12 protein-coding genes are annotated in these 15,783 nt (G+C 64.7%); 4 read left to right on the forward strand and 8 right to left on the reverse strand.

Annotation, left to right across the window (positions count from 1 at the left end; genetic code table 11):
- Positions 1-5: 5 nt before the first annotated feature.
- From IQ16_RS06530 to IQ16_RS06550, 5 genes are all read right to left on the reverse strand, one after another.
- Positions 6-2,363 carry an Orn/Lys/Arg family decarboxylase gene (locus IQ16_RS06530; RefSeq protein WP_018647718.1) on the reverse strand — a complete coding sequence of 786 codons (2,358 nt, stop codon included), beginning with the start codon at positions 2,361-2,363 and terminating at the stop codon, positions 6-8.
- A gap of 189 nt (positions 2,364-2,552) precedes the next feature.
- On the reverse strand, positions 2,553-4,757 hold the full coding sequence (locus IQ16_RS06535) for a xanthine dehydrogenase family protein molybdopterin-binding subunit (RefSeq protein ID WP_018647717.1): 2,205 nt from the start codon (positions 4,755-4,757) through the stop codon (positions 2,553-2,555).
- Between the two features lie 7 nt (positions 4,758-4,764).
- Positions 4,765-5,781, reverse strand: coding sequence for an FAD binding domain-containing protein (locus IQ16_RS06540; RefSeq protein WP_018647716.1), 1,017 nt, complete (start codon positions 5,779-5,781; stop codon positions 4,765-4,767).
- The gene (locus IQ16_RS06545; protein WP_026312764.1) at positions 5,778-6,269 is read right to left on the reverse strand and encodes a (2Fe-2S)-binding protein; all 492 of its coding nucleotides are present in this window, start codon (positions 6,267-6,269) and stop codon (positions 5,778-5,780) included. The genes IQ16_RS06540 and IQ16_RS06545 overlap by 4 nt, the downstream gene beginning before the upstream one ends.
- Before the next feature lie 118 nt (positions 6,270-6,387).
- On the reverse strand, positions 6,388-6,867 hold the full coding sequence (locus tag IQ16_RS06550) for an Lrp/AsnC family transcriptional regulator (RefSeq protein WP_026312763.1): 480 nt from the start codon (positions 6,865-6,867) through the stop codon (positions 6,388-6,390).
- Positions 6,868-7,010: 143 nt separating this feature from the next.
- Between IQ16_RS06550 and ald the strand changes: the two genes are divergently transcribed.
- Positions 7,011-8,126 carry an alanine dehydrogenase gene (gene ald, locus IQ16_RS06555; protein WP_026312762.1) on the forward strand — a complete coding sequence of 372 codons (1,116 nt, stop codon included), beginning with the start codon at positions 7,011-7,013 and terminating at the stop codon, positions 8,124-8,126.
- A 142-nt stretch (positions 8,127-8,268) separates the two neighbouring features.
- Here the strand turns inward: ald and IQ16_RS06560 are convergent, their stop codons facing one another.
- Genes IQ16_RS06560 through IQ16_RS06570 form a run of 3 tightly spaced genes read right to left on the reverse strand, consistent with a single transcriptional unit; the run spans position 8,269 to position 12,307 of the window.
- Positions 8,269-10,179, reverse strand: coding sequence for a flavin-containing monooxygenase (locus tag IQ16_RS06560; protein WP_145831315.1), 1,911 nt, complete (start codon positions 10,177-10,179; stop codon positions 8,269-8,271).
- The gene (locus tag IQ16_RS06565) at positions 10,176-10,817 is read right to left on the reverse strand and encodes a TetR/AcrR family transcriptional regulator (protein WP_018647711.1); all 642 of its coding nucleotides are present in this window, start codon (positions 10,815-10,817) and stop codon (positions 10,176-10,178) included. Before IQ16_RS06565 ends, IQ16_RS06560 begins: the two co-directional genes overlap by 4 nt.
- Entirely contained in the window at positions 10,814-12,307 is a 1,494-nt protein-coding gene (locus tag IQ16_RS06570) for an AMP-binding protein (protein ID WP_018647710.1), read from the reverse strand. The genes IQ16_RS06565 and IQ16_RS06570 overlap by 4 nt, the downstream gene beginning before the upstream one ends.
- Before the next feature lie 173 nt (positions 12,308-12,480).
- Between IQ16_RS06570 and IQ16_RS06575 the strand changes: the two genes are divergently transcribed.
- The 3 genes from IQ16_RS06575 (at position 12,481) to IQ16_RS06585 (ending at position 15,742) form a co-directional block, all read left to right on the forward strand.
- Positions 12,481-13,740 (forward strand): ABC transporter substrate-binding protein, encoded by a 1,260-nt coding sequence (locus IQ16_RS06575; protein ID WP_018647709.1) that lies wholly within the window; start codon positions 12,481-12,483, stop codon positions 13,738-13,740.
- An 83-nt stretch (positions 13,741-13,823) separates the two neighbouring features.
- A complete protein-coding gene (locus IQ16_RS06580) occupies positions 13,824-14,726 on the forward strand; it encodes a branched-chain amino acid ABC transporter permease (RefSeq protein ID WP_018647708.1) in 903 nt (300 codons plus the stop codon).
- The gene (locus IQ16_RS06585) at positions 14,723-15,742 is read left to right on the forward strand and encodes a branched-chain amino acid ABC transporter permease (protein WP_018647707.1); all 1,020 of its coding nucleotides are present in this window, start codon (positions 14,723-14,725) and stop codon (positions 15,740-15,742) included. The genes IQ16_RS06580 and IQ16_RS06585 overlap by 4 nt, the downstream gene beginning before the upstream one ends.
- The last annotated feature ends 41 nt before the right edge of the window (positions 15,743-15,783 follow it).

A 15,783-nucleotide genomic window follows, 5' to 3' on the forward strand; every position in this document is an offset into this window, starting at 1 on the left:
GGCACCTACTCGGCAACGACGTAGGTATAGAGCCCGATGCGCCCCTGCGCATCGATCTCCTTGTAGACGCCCTGGATTTCGACGTCGAAGCCCGGGAAGGTGTTGAAGCAGGTCTCGAACATCTTGAGATAATCGATCATGGGCTTTGCCCGTTCCGTCAGCCGCTCGCCGGGCACGATGGTGGCGATGCCGGGCGGGTAGACCACGAAAGGCGTGGTGGCGATGCGGCCTGCGATCGCCTCGATCGGGAGATAGTCGACGTCGTTCTTGAACAGATAGCGCGCGGCATCGCGGGGCGACATCGCGATCTCGGGCATGTGCTCGGGCATGAACTGCCGCGCCTGGAGTGCGCTGACATCGGCGGCGCGGAAGAAGCGGTGCATGTCGCCGCAGAGGTCGCGCAGGCGCACGCCGGCATAGCGCGCCTGCCGCCGCTGATAAAATTCCGGGATCGCGTCTGCCAGCAGCGCATTGTCGTCATGCAGCCGCTTGAACGCGACGAGACCGGAGATCAGCGTGCCGGCCTTGCTCGCCTCGACGCCGGGGGTGAGCAGGAAGAGCATGGAGTTGAGATCGTTCTTCTCGGGGACGATGCGGTTCTCGCGCAGATATTGCGCGACGACTGGCGCGGGGATGCCATGCTCGGCATAGGCGCCGGTCGCACGATCGAATCCGGGTGTGAGCAGGGTCAGCTTGTTCGGATCGGTCATGGCAAAGCCTTCCGCAAGATCCGGAAAGCCGTGCCAGTTGGTATCAGGAGAGAGCTGCCACAGCGCGGGATTGGTGGCGAGCTCGTCGGTTGAGAGCGTCTCCCAGGCGACGTTATGCGCGGCACCGGGGCGGCTGACATCGGGAATGGCGACGCGGTCGGGAACGAAGGGCTCGAAGAACCAGCGGCGGTCCGGATTTTGCTCCTTCTCCTCGAACTCCCGGCGCATCGCGCGGACCTTCTTGCGCAGCTCGATGCCGAGGCGGATCGTGTCGTCCCACAGCACTTCGCCGGAGCGCCCCTTCATCATCTGCGCGCCGACGTCGAGCGAGGCGAACAGCGGATAGAAGGGCGAGGTCGAGGCATGCTGCATGAAGCTCTCGTTGAAGCGGCGGTGCTCGACGCGCCGCTTCTGGCCGCGGATGTGGCGGTCCTTGATGTGGATCTGCGAGGCCTGCGAGAAGCTCGCGAGCTGCTTGTGGGTCGACTGCGTCGCGATGATGCCCGGCGCTTCAGGAGCCAGGTTCGCAAGGCCCATGGCGAAGCGGCCGGCATAGAGCGGGTGGAATTTCATGAAGCCGGCCCAGGCCTCGTCGAACAGGATGTAGTCGCAGAGATGGCCGATGCGCTTGATGATCATCTCGGCACTGTGGATCGAGCCGTCATAGGTGCACTGCTCGACCACGGCGACGCGGAACGGCCGCTCTTTGCGCCAGGCGTCGCGATCCTTCACCAGCGGATGGTTGCGGATCGCCTCGCGCAGGGTCTTCTCGTCGAGCATGTCCCAGCGCATCGGGCCGATCAGGCCCCAGGCGTTGCGGACGGTCGGGACGTAGACCGGGATGCCGCCATTGATTATCAGCGCGCCGTGATGGGCGGCCTTGTGGTTGTTGCGGTCGAACAGTACGAGGTCGCCGTCGGTGACGAGAGCACCGAGCGCGACCTTGTTCGAGGTTGAAGTGCCGTTGAGCACGAAATAGGTCTTTTCCGCGCCGAAGATCGCCGCCGCTTCCTTCTGCGCCTTCAGCGCCGGGCCTTCATGGGTGAGGAGGTCGCCGAGGTCGAGCACGGAATTGTCGAGGTCGTCGCGGAACACGGATTCGCCGAGATGCTCGACGAACACCCGGCCGATCGGGCTGCGGTTGTAGAACACGCCGCCGTTGTGGCCCGGACAGGTCCAGAGCTGGTTGCCTTCCTCGGCATAGTCGACCAGCGCGCCGAAGAACGGCGTCTTCAGCGTCTCGGCATATTGCTTGAGCCGGCTGATCAGGTTCTTGGCGATGAAGGGCGGCGTCTCCTCGGACAGGAAGACATAGCCGTCGATGAAATCCAGCACCTCGACCGGCAGGTCCTCGAACCGCTTGCGCCGGATCAAGAGGATGATCGGGAAGTCGAGGCCGCGCCGCCGCATCAGATTGATCAGCGCCGAGGTCTTGCCCTCCAGGCCCTTCTTGCCCCAGTCCACCACCATGCAGCCGATCGCGGCATCGGTCTGCACCGCCATCTCGGCGTCCTCCAGCTTGCGGGCGCGGACCACCTCGAAGCCGGAACGCTGGATCTCCTCGATGATCTGGTTGAAGCGGACGCCCTCGAGGTCGTCGGCGTCGAACATGGGGGCTGCGAACAGGAAGTTGAAGCGCTTGAAATAGTCCATTGTCGGTCCCGAATATGCTGGAGACACAGCTCTCGGCACATTCGATGACAGTTGGATGACAAGAGCGAGTCTGGCCTGCGGCGTCTCAACTTGATCCGTCATCCTGAGGCGCGATGATGGGACCGGAGCGTCCCATCGGCAGCCTCGAAGGGTGAACGGCCGGGATGCAGCGGCTGACGCCGCACCCCCTCAATCGAGCAGCTTGTCCAGCGTAATCGGGAAGCGCCGGATGCGCTTGCCGGTGGCGTGATAGACCGCGTTCGCAATCGCCGCAGGCACGCCGACGATGCCGATTTCGCCAAGACCCTTGACACCTAGCCTGTTGATCCGGTCATCGGGCTCATCGACGAAAATCACGTCGATGTCGTGAACGTCCGCATTCACGGGAATGTGGTACTCGGCAATGTTCGCGTTCATGATCCGGCCGAAGCGGTGATCCATCAACGTTTCCTCGTGCAGCGCCATCCCGATGCCCCAGACCACGCTGCCCATGACCTGGCTGCGGCCGGTCTTGGTGTTCAGGATGCGGCCGGCCGCGACCGCGCTCACGACCCGCGTGACGCGAATCACGCCGAGTTGCTCGTCTACTTTCACTTCGGCGAAGACGGCCGAATGGGTGTTGCGCGCGTACGACTTCTCTTCCTCGAACTGGTTGAGCTTCTCCTTTTCGATCCGCTCGAGCTTGCTGTGGCGCATGATATCCGCAATCGAGACGGCGCGGCTCCTATCGCCCGCCTTGGTGACGGTTCCGTCGACGAGAATGATGTCCGGCGCATCGACGCCGCCGAGCGGCGAGGCGGGCATCGCCTTGACGCGACGGACGAGCTCCTGGCGAATCTCCTCGGCTGCTCCTAACACGGCGTGCGCGCTCGAGGCGGCCATCCACGAGCCGCCTTCCACCGGCGCCTGCGGCAGGCTCGAGTCGGCGAGCCGGACGCTGATGTTCTCGATCGGCAGCCCGAGGGCATCGGCCGCGACCTGTGCCACGATGGTGTACGTGCCGGTGCCGATATCGGATGCGGCGCAGGAGACCTCGGCATGGCCGTTGGCTGTGAGCACGATGCGGACGGCGACCGGCATCTGAAGCGCCTCCCACACCCCGGTCGCCATGCCCCAGCCGACCAGTTCCTTGCCGTCGCGCATGGACCGCGGCCCGGGGGCGCGTCGGCTCCAGCCGAAGGCTTCTGCGCCCCTGGCATAGCATGCGCGTAGTTGCTTGCTGGTGTAGGGCAGGTCTTCGCTCTGGTCGCGATCCGAGTAACACCTCAGCCGCAACTCGATCGGGTCGAGCTTGAGCGCGACGGCCAGCTCGTCCATGGCGCATTCGAGCGCGCAGACGCCCGATGCTGCACCCGGCGCGCGCATGTCGCAGGGAGTGGCGACGTCGAGGTGGACGAGCTTGTGGGAGAGGCGGCTGTTAGGGCTCTTGTAGAGCTGTTCCCCCCAGCCGGTATCGTTGCGGGAGAAATTCTCAAACCGCGAGGTGACGGCTATGGCTTCGTGCATGACGGCTTCGAGCGTGCCGTCGCGGTTTGCGCCGAGCGCAACGTGCTCGATCGTCATCGGCCGGTAGCCCAAGCCGTACATCTGGTGCCGCGTCAGCACGACACGGACAGATCGTTTCAGTGCGAGAGCGCCAAGCGTTGCCAGGACGACCTGGTGCTGCGGCCGCAGACCCGAGCCGAAGGCGCCGCCGACATAGGGCGAGATCACGCGGATTTCGTTCGGCTTCCTGCCGAAAACGCTGCAGAGGAACTTCTGGACGTTCTGGACGCCTTGCGTCTTGTCATAGACGGTAAGCTTGCCGTTGCCATCCCAGACGGCCGTTGTCGCATATAGCTCCATCGGATTGTGATGCTCGCTCGGAATGACATAGTCCGCCTCGTGATGGACGGCCGCTCGCGTCAGCGCCGCCGAGGCGTCACCGCGCGGCTTGTGCGGCTGATCGACTTTGGCAGCCTTGGTGCGTTCGGATTCGAGATCGGTCGCAAACGCCTCCTCTTCATATTCAACTCGAATGCGGGTTGCGGCGAACTTGGCGGTTTCCCAGTCCTCGGCTACGACCAGCGCGATCGGCTGGCCGTTGAACTTGACGCTGTTGTCATAGAGCGGACGAAACGGCGAGCCCTGCTCTGGCGCCACCTCGTCCTTCCAGGCTTCGTCCTGCTCGGCGAGGGGCGGGCGATGCGCGTGGGTGAGTACGTCAACCACGCCCTTCACCTTCAGCGCCTTGCTGGTGTCGAGGCGAGCGATGCGCCCGCGCGGAATGGTGGCCGCGACGACGAAGCCATGGAGGAGGAGGTCTGCTGCGAATTCGCCGGCATATTTGGCGGCTCCGGTGACCTTGGCCCGGCCGTCGACGCGCGACGTTGGTGTTCCGACATAGGCGTTCATCGGGCCCTCATGCGATCTTCTTGTGAGCTTGCGATTGCGGTGTGGCGTTTGCGGCCTGCATCAGCGTACGCACGACGGCTCGCCGCGCGAGCTCGATCTTGAAGCCGTTCTGCGAACGAGCGGTTGCTCCCTGCAGCAACAGGTCGGCGGCGCGGCCAAAATGATCCGGCGTTGCCGCCTGGCCGCGCAATGCCGCCTCGGCATCGAGGTTCCGCCAAGGCTTGTGGGCCACGCCGCCCAGCGCCAGGCGCGCTTCCCCGATCGCGTTGCCCTCCAGTTCGAGCGCGGCCGCGACCGAGACCAATGCAAAGGCGTAGGACAGCCGGTCCCGGACCTTCAAATAGCTGTAGTTCCGGGCGAAACCGTGCGGCGGCAGCTCGATTGCGGTGATGATCTCGCCGCTGCCGAGATTTGTATCGACATGAGGTTTGTCGTCCGGCAGCCGATGGAAATCGGTCAGCGCGATGGTACGCTGACCGGTAGTGCCTGCGGTGTGTACCAGCGCGCCCAGTGCGGCCAGCGCCACGCTCATGTCGGATGGGTTGGTGGCGATGCAGGACCTGCTGGTGCCGAGGATGGCGTGATTACGGTTGAGGCCATCGAGGGCCGAGCAGCCGGTGCCTGGGCTTCGCTTGTTGCAGGGCGTTGCAGTGTCATAGAAGTACGCGCAGCGCGTTCGTTGCATCAGGTTGCCGCCGACCGAAGCCATGTTGCGCAGTTGCGCGGAGGCGCCGGCCAGGATGGCGCTGGCGAGCAGGGGATAGCGCTGCTCGATCAGCGGATGGTACGCGAGGTCCGAATTTGGTACCAAGGCGCCGATGCGCAAGCCCCCGTCCGCGGTCTCCTCGATGTCGCGGAGCGGCAGGCGGGAGATGTCGACCAGTCGGGAGGGCCGTTCGACATTCTCCTTCATCAAGTCGATCAGATTGGTGCCGCCGGCAATCAGCTTCGCGCTCGGATCTGCAGCGAGCAGGCGAATGGCATCGGCGACGTCGCTCGCGCGGGAATACTGGAAGTTGTTCATGACCGACCCATTACCTGCTCGATCGCAGCCACGATGTTGGGATAGGCACCGCAGCGGCAGAGATTCCCGCTCATCAGTTCCCGGATCTCGTCGGCATCGCGGGCGCGGCCCTCGGCCAGAAGACCGGCCGCCGAGCAGATCTGTCCCGGCGTGCAATAGCCGCATTGGAATGCGTCGTGATCGACGAAGGCCTGCTGCAGGGGATGCAGCGCGCCATTCGCGGCCAGGCCTTCGATCGTCGTGATCTCGGCGCCGTCCTTCATGATCGCGAGCGTTAGGCAGGAATTGATGCGCCGCCCATCGACCAGCACGGTGCAGGCGCCGCATTGACCGTGATCGCAGCCCTTCTTGGTGCCGGTCAACTCCAAGCGGTCACGCAGGGCATCCAGCAGCGTGGTCCACGGCGCGATCTCGAGCGTGCGCCTCGCGCCATTAACGACAAGGTTGATCGGAATGCGTTCGGGGATCTGATCCGTGGTGTCCGCCATGTTCTGTTCCCTGCGGATGGGCCGAGCCGGGCAAGGATACTGACGCGAGGATGCGTCGCCGCGCTGCCCGATAGCGCCCAACGGATGACCCCATGCTTGGTTCCTGGCCGGTTCGAGATCAGCGCTTCCCCTCGCCGAACACCACGGTCGGCACGGCGCGGTTGACGACCTCGCGCAATGCAAAACTCGATTGCACCCGCGCGACGCGCGGCAGGCGCGACAGCTCGGTGCGATGGATGCGCTCGAAATCCTGGATGTCGCGGGCGAGCACGATCAGGATGTAGTCGTCGGTGCCCGACATCAGGAAGCAGCGCACGACGGAGGGGCACTTCCCCACTTCCGCCTCGAACGCCTTCAGCGCCTCGTCGCTCTGGCTCTCCAGCGCAATGCGGACCAGCACGGTCGTGGTGAGGCCGAACTGCGTCAGATCGAGCGCGGCCTGGTAGGCCTGGATGTAGCCGTCGTCCTCCAGCGCCTTCTGCCGCCGTGCCAGTGCCGTGCTCGAGAGCCCGACCTTGTTGGCGAGCTCGGTGTGGCTGGCCCGCGCATTGGTCGTGAGTTCCGCGAGGATGGCGAGATCTTTCCGGTCCAGGGCCAAGGTTTTGTTTCCGGCGTGAAAGGATGTTTCCGCGCCGGAAACCGGCGCGCGAGGTCCGAAACTAGCGGATATTTGCACGAAACCAAACCGGCCCTCTCGCTACGATCAACAACGGAATCAATTCGTTGGCGAAGGAGCGGAAGATGCACGTCGGTGTTCCCAGGGAGATCAAGGTGCAGGAATATCGCGTCGGGCTCACGCCGGGCGCGGTCCGTGAATATGTCGCCGCCGGGCATCAGGTGACGGTCGAGACCGGCGCCGGCAGCGGTATCGGCGCGTCCGACGAGGTGTATCGGCGGGCAGGGGCCGTGATCGCCGACAGCGCCCGCGACATCTTCGCCAAGTCCGACATGATCGTGAAGGTGAAGGAGCCGCAGCGAAGCGAATGGGCTCAGCTCCGCGAAAGCCAGATCCTCTTTACTTACCTCCATCTTGCGCCGGATCCCGAACAGGCCAAGGGCCTGCTCGCGTCCGGCTGCACCGCGATCGCCTATGAAACCGTCACCGACGCGGCCGGCCACCTCCCCCTGCTCGCGCCGATGAGCGAAGTCGCCGGCCGCCTCGCCATCGAGGCAGCCGGCGCCGCGCTCAGGCGGTCGGCCGGCGGCCGTGGTCTGCTGCTCGGCGGCGTCCCCGGCGTGCAGCCGGCGCGCGTCGTCATTCTCGGCGGCGGCGTGGTGGGGACGCAGGCCGCGCGCATGGCCGCGGGCCTCGGCGCCGAAGTCACCGTGATCGACCGCTCCATACCCCGGCTGCGGCAGCTCGATGATCTCTTTATCGGACGCGTGCGGACGCGCCTTTCGACCATCGAATCGGTCGAGGAGGAGGTGTTCGCCGCCGACGTCGTGATCGGTGCAGTGCTTGTGCCGGGCGCCAGCGCGCCAAAGCTCGTCACGCGCGCGATGCTCAAATCGATGCGGCCGGGCGCGGTGCTGGTGGATGTCGCGATCGACCAGGGCGGCTGCTTCGAGACCTCGCACCCGACCACACATACCGATCCGACCTACGAGGTCGACGGCATCGTGCACTATTGCGTCGCCAACATGCCGGGTGCGGTGCCGGTGACCTCGAGCCAGGCGCTGAACAACGCGACGCTGCCGTTCGGCCTGATGCTCGCGGGCAAGGGTTTTGCGGCGGTGCTGGAGAACCCGCATCTGCGCAACGGCCTCAACGTGCATCGCGGCCGCATCACCAACATGGCGGTGGCGGAGAGCCTGGGGCTGGAATTCGCGCCGGTGGAGAGCGGGCTGGCGGCCTGAGTAGCCGCAACCTCCGTCATTGCGAGCGCAGCGAAGCAATCCAGAGTCTTTCCGAGGAGGGATTCTCTGGATTGCTTCGCTTCGCTCGCAATGACGATGTGGGGCGCGCGCGACTCAAGCTTCGGCCAGAGTCAGTGCTGCCTCACCCCTTCGTCAGCCTGTACTGCCGCAGATCCGGATCGTGCGTCATGCGCCAGTAGTCCACGAACCGCCACGGCATCGCCGAAAATACGCGGCCGCTCGAATTGCGGTAGTAGGTCGTCATGCCCGGATGGGTCCAGATCATCGCCTCGTGCTCGGCATCGACCTTGCGGACGTAATCGTCGAGCACGTCCGGGCGAACGTCGATCGCGGCGACGTTCTGCTCGATCATGCTGGCGAGACACGCCGAGATGTAGCGGCTCTGGCATTCCGACTGGAAGATGACGCTGCCGCCATGCGCGGGACCGGAGTTCGGCCCGAGCATGCAGAAGAAGTTGGGGAAATCAGGCACGGTGAGGCCGAGGAACGCGGTCGGGTTGTCGTTGCCCCAGGCCTCGCGAAGATCCTTGCCGTCGCGGCCGGTGATGTTGAGGCGCGCCGCCATCTCCGTCACCTTGAAGCCGGTGGCGACCACGATGATGTCGGCGGGACGGTGCTTGCCGTCGGCGGTGACGATGCCGCTTTCGTCGAAACGGTCGATCGCGTCCGTGACGAGCTCGACATTGTCCCGTGTCAGCGTCTTGTACCAGTTGTTGTCCAGCAGGATGCGTTTGCCGTAAGGCGGGTAGGTCGGCACGCATTTTGCGATCAGGTCCGGCCGGTCCTTCAATTCGGTGAGGATGAAGTCGGTCAGCTCCTGCCGGTGCCGGTCGTTGCCCTTGTTGACGGCGCGCTCGGGATGCGGCCAAGCTGGGTCCTTGCGCAGGAACGGCAGCAGGCCGTCGCCGTAGCGCCAGAACATGTTGAAGCGGTACCACTGCACATAGAACGGCAGATGCGCAAGCAGCCAGCGCGCGCCGTCGGTGATCGGATCGGAGTAGCCCTTCACCGGCCGCGCCCATTGCGCGCTGCGCTGATAGACCGTGACCGAGGCGACGCGGCCGGCGATCGACGGCACCAGCTGCATCGAGGTCGCACCGGTCCCGATCACGGCGACATGCGTGCCGTCGAGCCCGATATCGCCCGACCATAGCGCCGAATGCAGGATCGTGCCCTTGAAGTTGTCCTCGCCCTTGAAGTGCGCGCGGGAGGGATCGTTGAGCTGGCCGATGGCCGAGACCAGCGCGGTGGATTCGAAAACCTCTTCGCCGTCCTTGGTCTTCAGCGTCGAGATCCAGCGCTTCTTGCCTTCGTCCCAGCGCGACGAGGTCAGCTCGGTGTTGACGCGCAGATGCTTGCGGATGCCGTATTCCTCGGCGACCTTCTGGAGATAACCGAGCAGCTCCTCACGCGGGCAAAAATAGCGCGTCCACGCGTTGCGCGAGCCGAACGAATATGAATAGGAGTGGTTCGGCGTATCGACGCCGCAGCCGGGATAGCGGTTGATCCACCAGGTGCCGCCGAGCTCGTCGTTCTTCTCGACAATGGTGTAGGGGATGCCGAGATGGCCGAGCGCCACCCCGAGCGCGATGGCGCAGACGCCGGCGCCCACGATCAGCACATGCTGCTCGGCGAGCTTCTCGTTCGACGGTTGCTTGGTCCAGCGCGCTTCGCGCGACACAAAACCCATCTCCTCGCGCATCAGGGGCGCGTATTCCGGCGCGACGTTCTCGCCGAGGCAGGCGCGCATCATCCTCAGCAGCAAGCCGTCGCCGGGGTCGGTGATGACAGGCTTTGGCGTGCCGCCGGCAAACAGCTTGACCACGGCGGCGCGGATCTCATCCTGGACCTCCCGGGGCACGCCGGCATCGGGATCGGGAATGAGGCGGATGTCGCGCTTGGGCAGGTACGGCGGCTCGAGCCATTTCTCGTCGCCGGTCATGTGCACCAGCACCATCAGCAGGCAACGGATATCGCCCTCGGCAATGGCCGAGGCGAGATCGAGCGGCTTGTGCGGAGATTCGATGTTCATGGCGTGTCCTGATCTCCGGGGGAGCTGAAAAGGCCGCGCGTCATCAGCTTGCGATAGGCGGAGATGACGTGGTCGGGCACGGCGGTGACGCCGCCTTGCGAATAGGAATAGCGGCGGCTGAGATAGCCGCGCGCGCCCATCAGCATGTGGACGATCGCCTCGAATTCCTCGTCGCTGTAATCCTCGATCGCGCCGGCAAGGCGGGCGCGGCGCAGGATACGGACATAGGCGACCGAGATGTTGTCCAGATGCTTCTGGTAGCCGTGAGGTGCAAAGAACTCGGCCTCGTTGAGGATGCGCAGGAATTCCGGCACCTCGCGGATGAAGTCGAAGAAGGCGGAGAAGCGCTCGATCTCCTGCCGTGCCGCGTGCGCGTTGCCGGTGCGGGCGCGGATGAACTCGACCATGTCGAGGCCGATTTTTGGCAGCAGCTGGTCGAGCAGCTCCTGCCGGTTCTCGAAATGATTGTAGAAGGTGCCCTGCGCGACACCGGCCTGTTCGGTGATGCGGGCGACGGAGGCTTCGGCATAACCATATTTGCCGACGACCTTCGTCGCGGCGTCGAAAATCTTTTGCTTGGTCCAGGCGTTGCGCTCGACGCGGTTGAGCTTTGTGACCTTGGCGTTCACTTGCGTCATTCAGACGTCTCCAGCTCGGCGCGCAGCACGCGCTTGAGGATCTTTCCACTCGGGTTGCGCGGCAGGCTGTCGCGAATGATCAGCTGTTTCGGCACCTTGAAGCTCGCCAGCCGCGCGCGGCAGTGCTCGGTGAGGGCAGACAGCTCGAGGCGCGCACCTTCGGCGAGTACGACGATCGCGACTGGACGCTCGCCCCAGCGCGCGTCGCGCAGACCGATTACCGCGACCTCACGCACCTCAGTCAGATCGTAGATGACGCGTTCGACCTCGGAGGAGGCGATGTTCTCGCCGCCGGAGATGATCATGTCCTTCTTGCGGTCGGTCAGGTACAGAAAGCCCTCGTCGTCGAGATAGCCGACGTCGCCGCTGCGGAACCAGTCGCCGAAAAAGGCGGATGCGGTCTTCTCCGGATCCTTCCAGTAGCCGCGCGTGATCTTGGGACCACGCAGGCAGATCTCGCCATTGACGTTCGGCGGCAGCGTCCTGCCGTCCTCGTCGCGGATCTCGATCTCGACATGGGCGATGGCGCGCCCGGTGGAGCCGATCTTCTCGATCTCGCGGCCGGCCTCCATGAAAGTGTCGCCGCCGACGGTCTCGGTGAGGCCATAGGCGTCGATGTAACGCGCGTTGCGAAAATATTCGGAGAAGGCGCGGATGCGAACCTCCGGCGTCTTCTCGCCGCCGCCGATCGCCCATTTCAAGCTGGAGACGTCGTACCGATCGCGGGCGGGGCAGGTGAGCATCGCCGTCGTCATGACGGGCGCGAACCAGGCGGCGTTGAGCTTGTCCTCGGCGATGGCGCTGAGCGCCGTCTCGGGCTCGAAATTGCGCTCGATGCGGATGAAGCCGCCGTGCCAGAGCATGGCGATGCCGGGCAGGTCGAGCGCGCCGACGTGATAGAGCGGGCCGACCACGAGAAGCCGCGTCTCGGCAGTGAGGCCGAGCGCGATCGTCTGGTCGGCCGACTTCCAGTAGAAATTATCGTAAGTGAGCATCACGCCCTTGGGACGGTCGGTCGTGCCCGACGTGTACATCAGCCGCATCAGGTCGGATGGCTGACGAACGTGCATGGAGGCGGGCGGCGCGTCGCCAGCCAGATGCGTGACGCTCTGCTGCGCGGCCTCATCGAGCACGACGATCCTCGCGCCCGCTGCGTTCGCCACCAATTCCTCATCGACAATCAGCAGGCGCGCGCCGGCATTGCCGGCGATGTAACCGACCTCATCGCGCGAAAGACGAAAATTGATCGGCAGGAACACCGCGCCGAGATGGCTGGTGGCGAAGACGAGCTCAAGAAAGGCCGCGCTGTTCTTCATCAGCACGGCCACGACGTCGCCGGCGCCGATGCCCTGCGCGGTGAGCCAGCCGGCCGCTTTCCGGATGCGCGCGTCGAGCGTGGCGTAGGAAATCTCCTCGCCGCGGTATTTCAGCGCGGGCCGCTCCGGCGTGCGCCGGGCATGAAAGCTGATGAAGCTCGACAGATTGATCATTTTCGCTGGTTTCAGGCCAATTGCCGGCCTCGTTTCCTCTCCTATGAATTCTGACTCATAATTCATCTTTGGCTTGACGTCACCCCCTCCCTCTGAAATCCTTGGGAACACGGAGACGAGACGATCTCCGGCAAGGGACCAGGAAAACGCCGACCCGAAAGAGGGAGGGGAAAATGACGAGAACCCGCACGCCGGGCATCAGCCGCCGTTCAACATTGGCGCTGATGGGCGCCGGTGCGATGACATTTGCCGCGCCCTGGGTGGCGCGCGCTCAGGCCAAGACCATCAAGATCGGTATGCCGACGATCCTGTCGGGGCGCGTCGCGCAGCTCGGCACGTCCTCGCGCAATGCGGTGATGCTCGAGGTCGAGAAGGTCAACGCCGCCGGCGGCCTCGCCGGCCGGCAGATCGAGATGGTGATCCGCGATTCCAAGGGCCAGCCGCAGGAAGCCGCCCGCGTCGCGCGCGAGCTCGTCAACACCGACGGCTGCGAGCTGATGATCGACGCCGAAGCCTCCTCCGGCGCCTTCGCGGTGCACGAGGTCGCGCGCGATCTCGGCGTGTTCTGCATCCACACCAATTCGGAGACCTCGGCGCTGACCGCGGATCCCAAGCAGCACATTCCCAACGCCTTCCGTACCGCGCGACAGGGCGTGCACGATTCCATCGTCGGCGGCAGCTATGCCGCGGCGATCGCCAAGGCGAAGGGCTTGAAGAAATGGGCGACCTGCTCGCCCGACTATGCCTATGGCCGCGACACCACGGCGGAGTTCACGCTGTACCTCAAGCGCTTCGCGCCCGAGGTCGAGATCATCAGCGAGTCCTGGCCGAAGCTGTTTCAGCCCGACTATACCGAGGTGGTCACCAAGATCCTGCAGGCCAAGCCGCAAGCGCTCTATTCCTGCCTGTGGGGCGGCGATCTCACCTCCTACATCGACCAGGCCAACATCTACGCGATGTTCGGCCAGATGGAGGTGTTCGCGGTCAACATGGCCGATTACACCGCGCTCACCGTGGTGAAGAACCTGCCCAAGGGCATCCACTCCGGCAACCGCTACATCAAGACCTTTCCGACCACGCCGGAGAATGCCGCCTGGGGCGACGCCTACAAGGCCAAGTACAACGAATATCCGACCAACTGGTCGTGGGAGAACGCCACCGCGATCATGCTGATGGCCGAAGCTTCGAAGAAGGCGAACTCAGCCGACGGCAAGAAGATTGCGGAGGCGCTGAAGGGCCTCACCATCAAATGCCCGTTCGGCGCCGACGGCACCGTGACGATGCGCGGCGACGACCACACGCTGGTCGGCTACGCCATCGGCTGGGGCACCACGATCCCGCAGGAGCCCTATGTGCCCGAGGTCAAGGCCGGCGACTGGAAGACCATCTTCGAACTCGAAGCCGAGTGGAAGAAGAGCAAGGGCTACACCTGATCTGATGCGCGGCGGAGGCGGGCGACCGTCTCCGCCTTTTGTTTTCCGCGCCACATCAGGCGCGCAGCAATGAAAGTGCTCCCGTGGATCTCGATGCGCTTGCCGGCTGCCTTTCCAGCTCCGCCTGCCTGGTGACGCAAACCACCAGCGGCCTCATCATCGGCATGCTGCTGTTCCTGGTCGCGGTCGGGCTGACGCTGATCTTCGGCGTGCTCAAGGTGGTCAATTTCAGCCACGGCGCCTTCTATATGTTCGGCGCCTATTTTGCGATGACCGCCTATCAGCTCACGGGAAGCTTCGCGCTGGCGATGCTGGCCGGTGCGGCCGGCACTGCGATCCTCGGCCTCATCTTCGAGCGCGTCTTCATGAGCCGCGTCTATGGCGCCGACGTCCTGATGCAGCTCCTCGTCTGCTACGCCTTCGTGCTGATCTTCGACGATGTCGTCCGCATCATCTGGGGACCCGAGTTCAAGGCGATGGGCATGCCGTCGGCGTTCCAGGTGATGCCGCTGTTCATCGCCGGCGGTGTGGTGCCGCCTTACTACCTGCTGTTGATCGGCGTCGCGCTTGTCGCGGCCATTGTGCTCGGTATCGGACTGTCGCGCAGCCGCATCGGCAAGGTGATCCGCGCCGCCGCGCATAATCCCGGCATGGTCTCCGCCCTCGGCATCAACACCGGCCTGATCTATGGCGGCGTGTTCGCGCTCGGCGGCATGCTGGCGGGGCTCGCAGGTGCGCTCGCAGCGCCGGTACGGTCGCTGACACCCGGCATGGGATTCTCGGTGCTGATCGAATCCTTCATCGTCACCGTGATCGGCGGCATGGGCTCGATCCTGGGTGCGCTGATCGGCGCGCTGCTGCTCGGCCTCATCCGCTCGTTCGGCTCGCTCGGCTTTCCCCTGTTCACGGAAGGCCTGATGTACCTCTTCATGGTGATCGTGCTGGTCTCGAAACCCACCGGCCTGTTCGGCAAGGAGGCGGCATGACCGAGCTCGAGGCCGGGCGCGCGCAAACGCTGGTGCCGCAGCGTGGCGGTGCGGCACTGCAACGCTATCGCGACGTCCTGATCGCGCTGATCGCCTTCGCCGTGCTGGCGAGCCTGCCGCTGTTCACCGGCAGCAAGGCGCTGCTCGATTTCGTCATCCGCTGCTCGGCCTATGGCCTGTTCGCAACCTCGCTCAATCTCTTGGTCGGCTATACCGGCCTGACCTCGTTCGGTCACGGCATGTTCTTTGGCCTCGGCGCCTACAGCTTCGGCCTGATCATGCAGAAGCTCGGCGTGCCGATTCCGATCGCCTTCGTCGCGACGCTGGCGATCACGGCAATCGTTGCGGCCATCATCGGCGCGATCTGTGTGCGGCTGAAGGAGATCTATTTCGCCTTCGTCACGCTCGCCTTCCAGATGCTGATCCACTCGACCATTTTGTCTTGGGCCTCCTTCACCGGCGGCGATCAGGGCCTGCGCGGCGGCATTCCGCGACCCGCCTTCCTCGGCATTAACTTGGCCAACCACGTCCATCTCTATATCGCGAGTTGTGCGCTGCTGATCCTCGGCCTGCTCGCGATGCGCCAGATCGCGCAATCGCCGTTCGGCTACACCTTGCGCATGATCCGCGACAATGCCGCGCGCGCGAGCTTCCTCGGCATCGACGTCTGGCGGGCAAAGCTCACCGTCTTCGTGCTGGCGGCGCTGTTCGCTGCGATGGGCGGCATGGTGATGGCGCTGTTCGTCTCCGGCGCCTATCCTGAGTTCGCCTATTGGACCATCTCGGGCGAAGCCATCTTCATCAACATGCTCGGCGGCGTCTCGACCTTCCTCGGCCCGATGGTCGGCACCGTGCTCTTGCTGCTGCTCAACGACACCGTCACGCGCTTCACCGAGTACCACGGCATCGTGCTCGGCGTGGTCATCCTGTTCTTCGCACTGGGCCTGCGCAAGGGCCTGCTCGATTTCGTCGCCGAGTGGTACGCACACCGGCGCGAGACAGGCGAGGGGCGCTAACGATGCGCGGTGGATCTATTGAGCAGTCATTCCGGGGCGCA

Source organism: Bradyrhizobium huanghuaihaiense (assembly GCF_007830635.1).
GTDB lineage: Bacteria > Pseudomonadota > Alphaproteobacteria > Rhizobiales > Xanthobacteraceae > Bradyrhizobium > Bradyrhizobium huanghuaihaiense.

Excerpts from the sequence above, each read along its gene's own strand:
- IQ16_RS06560 (WP_145831315.1), bottom strand. The coding sequence starts at position 10,179 with ATGAACATCGAATCTCCGCACAAGCCGCTCGATCTCGCCTCGGCCATT.
- IQ16_RS06540 (WP_018647716.1), bottom strand. The coding sequence starts at position 5,781 with ATGAACAACTTCCAGTATTCCCGCGCGAGCGACGTCGCCGATGCCATT.
- IQ16_RS06530 (WP_018647718.1), bottom strand. The coding sequence starts at position 2,363 with ATGGACTATTTCAAGCGCTTCAACTTCCTGTTCGCAGCCCCCATGTTC.
- IQ16_RS06565 (WP_018647711.1), bottom strand. The coding sequence starts at position 10,817 with ATGACGCAAGTGAACGCCAAGGTCACAAAGCTCAACCGCGTCGAGCGC.
- IQ16_RS06585 (WP_018647707.1), top strand. The coding sequence starts at position 14,723 with ATGACCGAGCTCGAGGCCGGGCGCGCGCAAACGCTGGTGCCGCAGCGT.
- IQ16_RS06535 (WP_018647717.1), bottom strand. The coding sequence starts at position 4,757 with ATGAACGCCTATGTCGGAACACCAACGTCGCGCGTCGACGGCCGGGCC.
- IQ16_RS06575 (WP_018647709.1), top strand. The coding sequence starts at position 12,481 with ATGACGAGAACCCGCACGCCGGGCATCAGCCGCCGTTCAACATTGGCG.
- ald (WP_026312762.1), top strand. The coding sequence starts at position 7,011 with ATGCACGTCGGTGTTCCCAGGGAGATCAAGGTGCAGGAATATCGCGTC.
- IQ16_RS06545 (WP_026312764.1), bottom strand. The coding sequence starts at position 6,269 with ATGGCGGACACCACGGATCAGATCCCCGAACGCATTCCGATCAACCTT.
- IQ16_RS06570 (WP_018647710.1), bottom strand. The coding sequence starts at position 12,307 with ATGATCAATCTGTCGAGCTTCATCAGCTTTCATGCCCGGCGCACGCCG.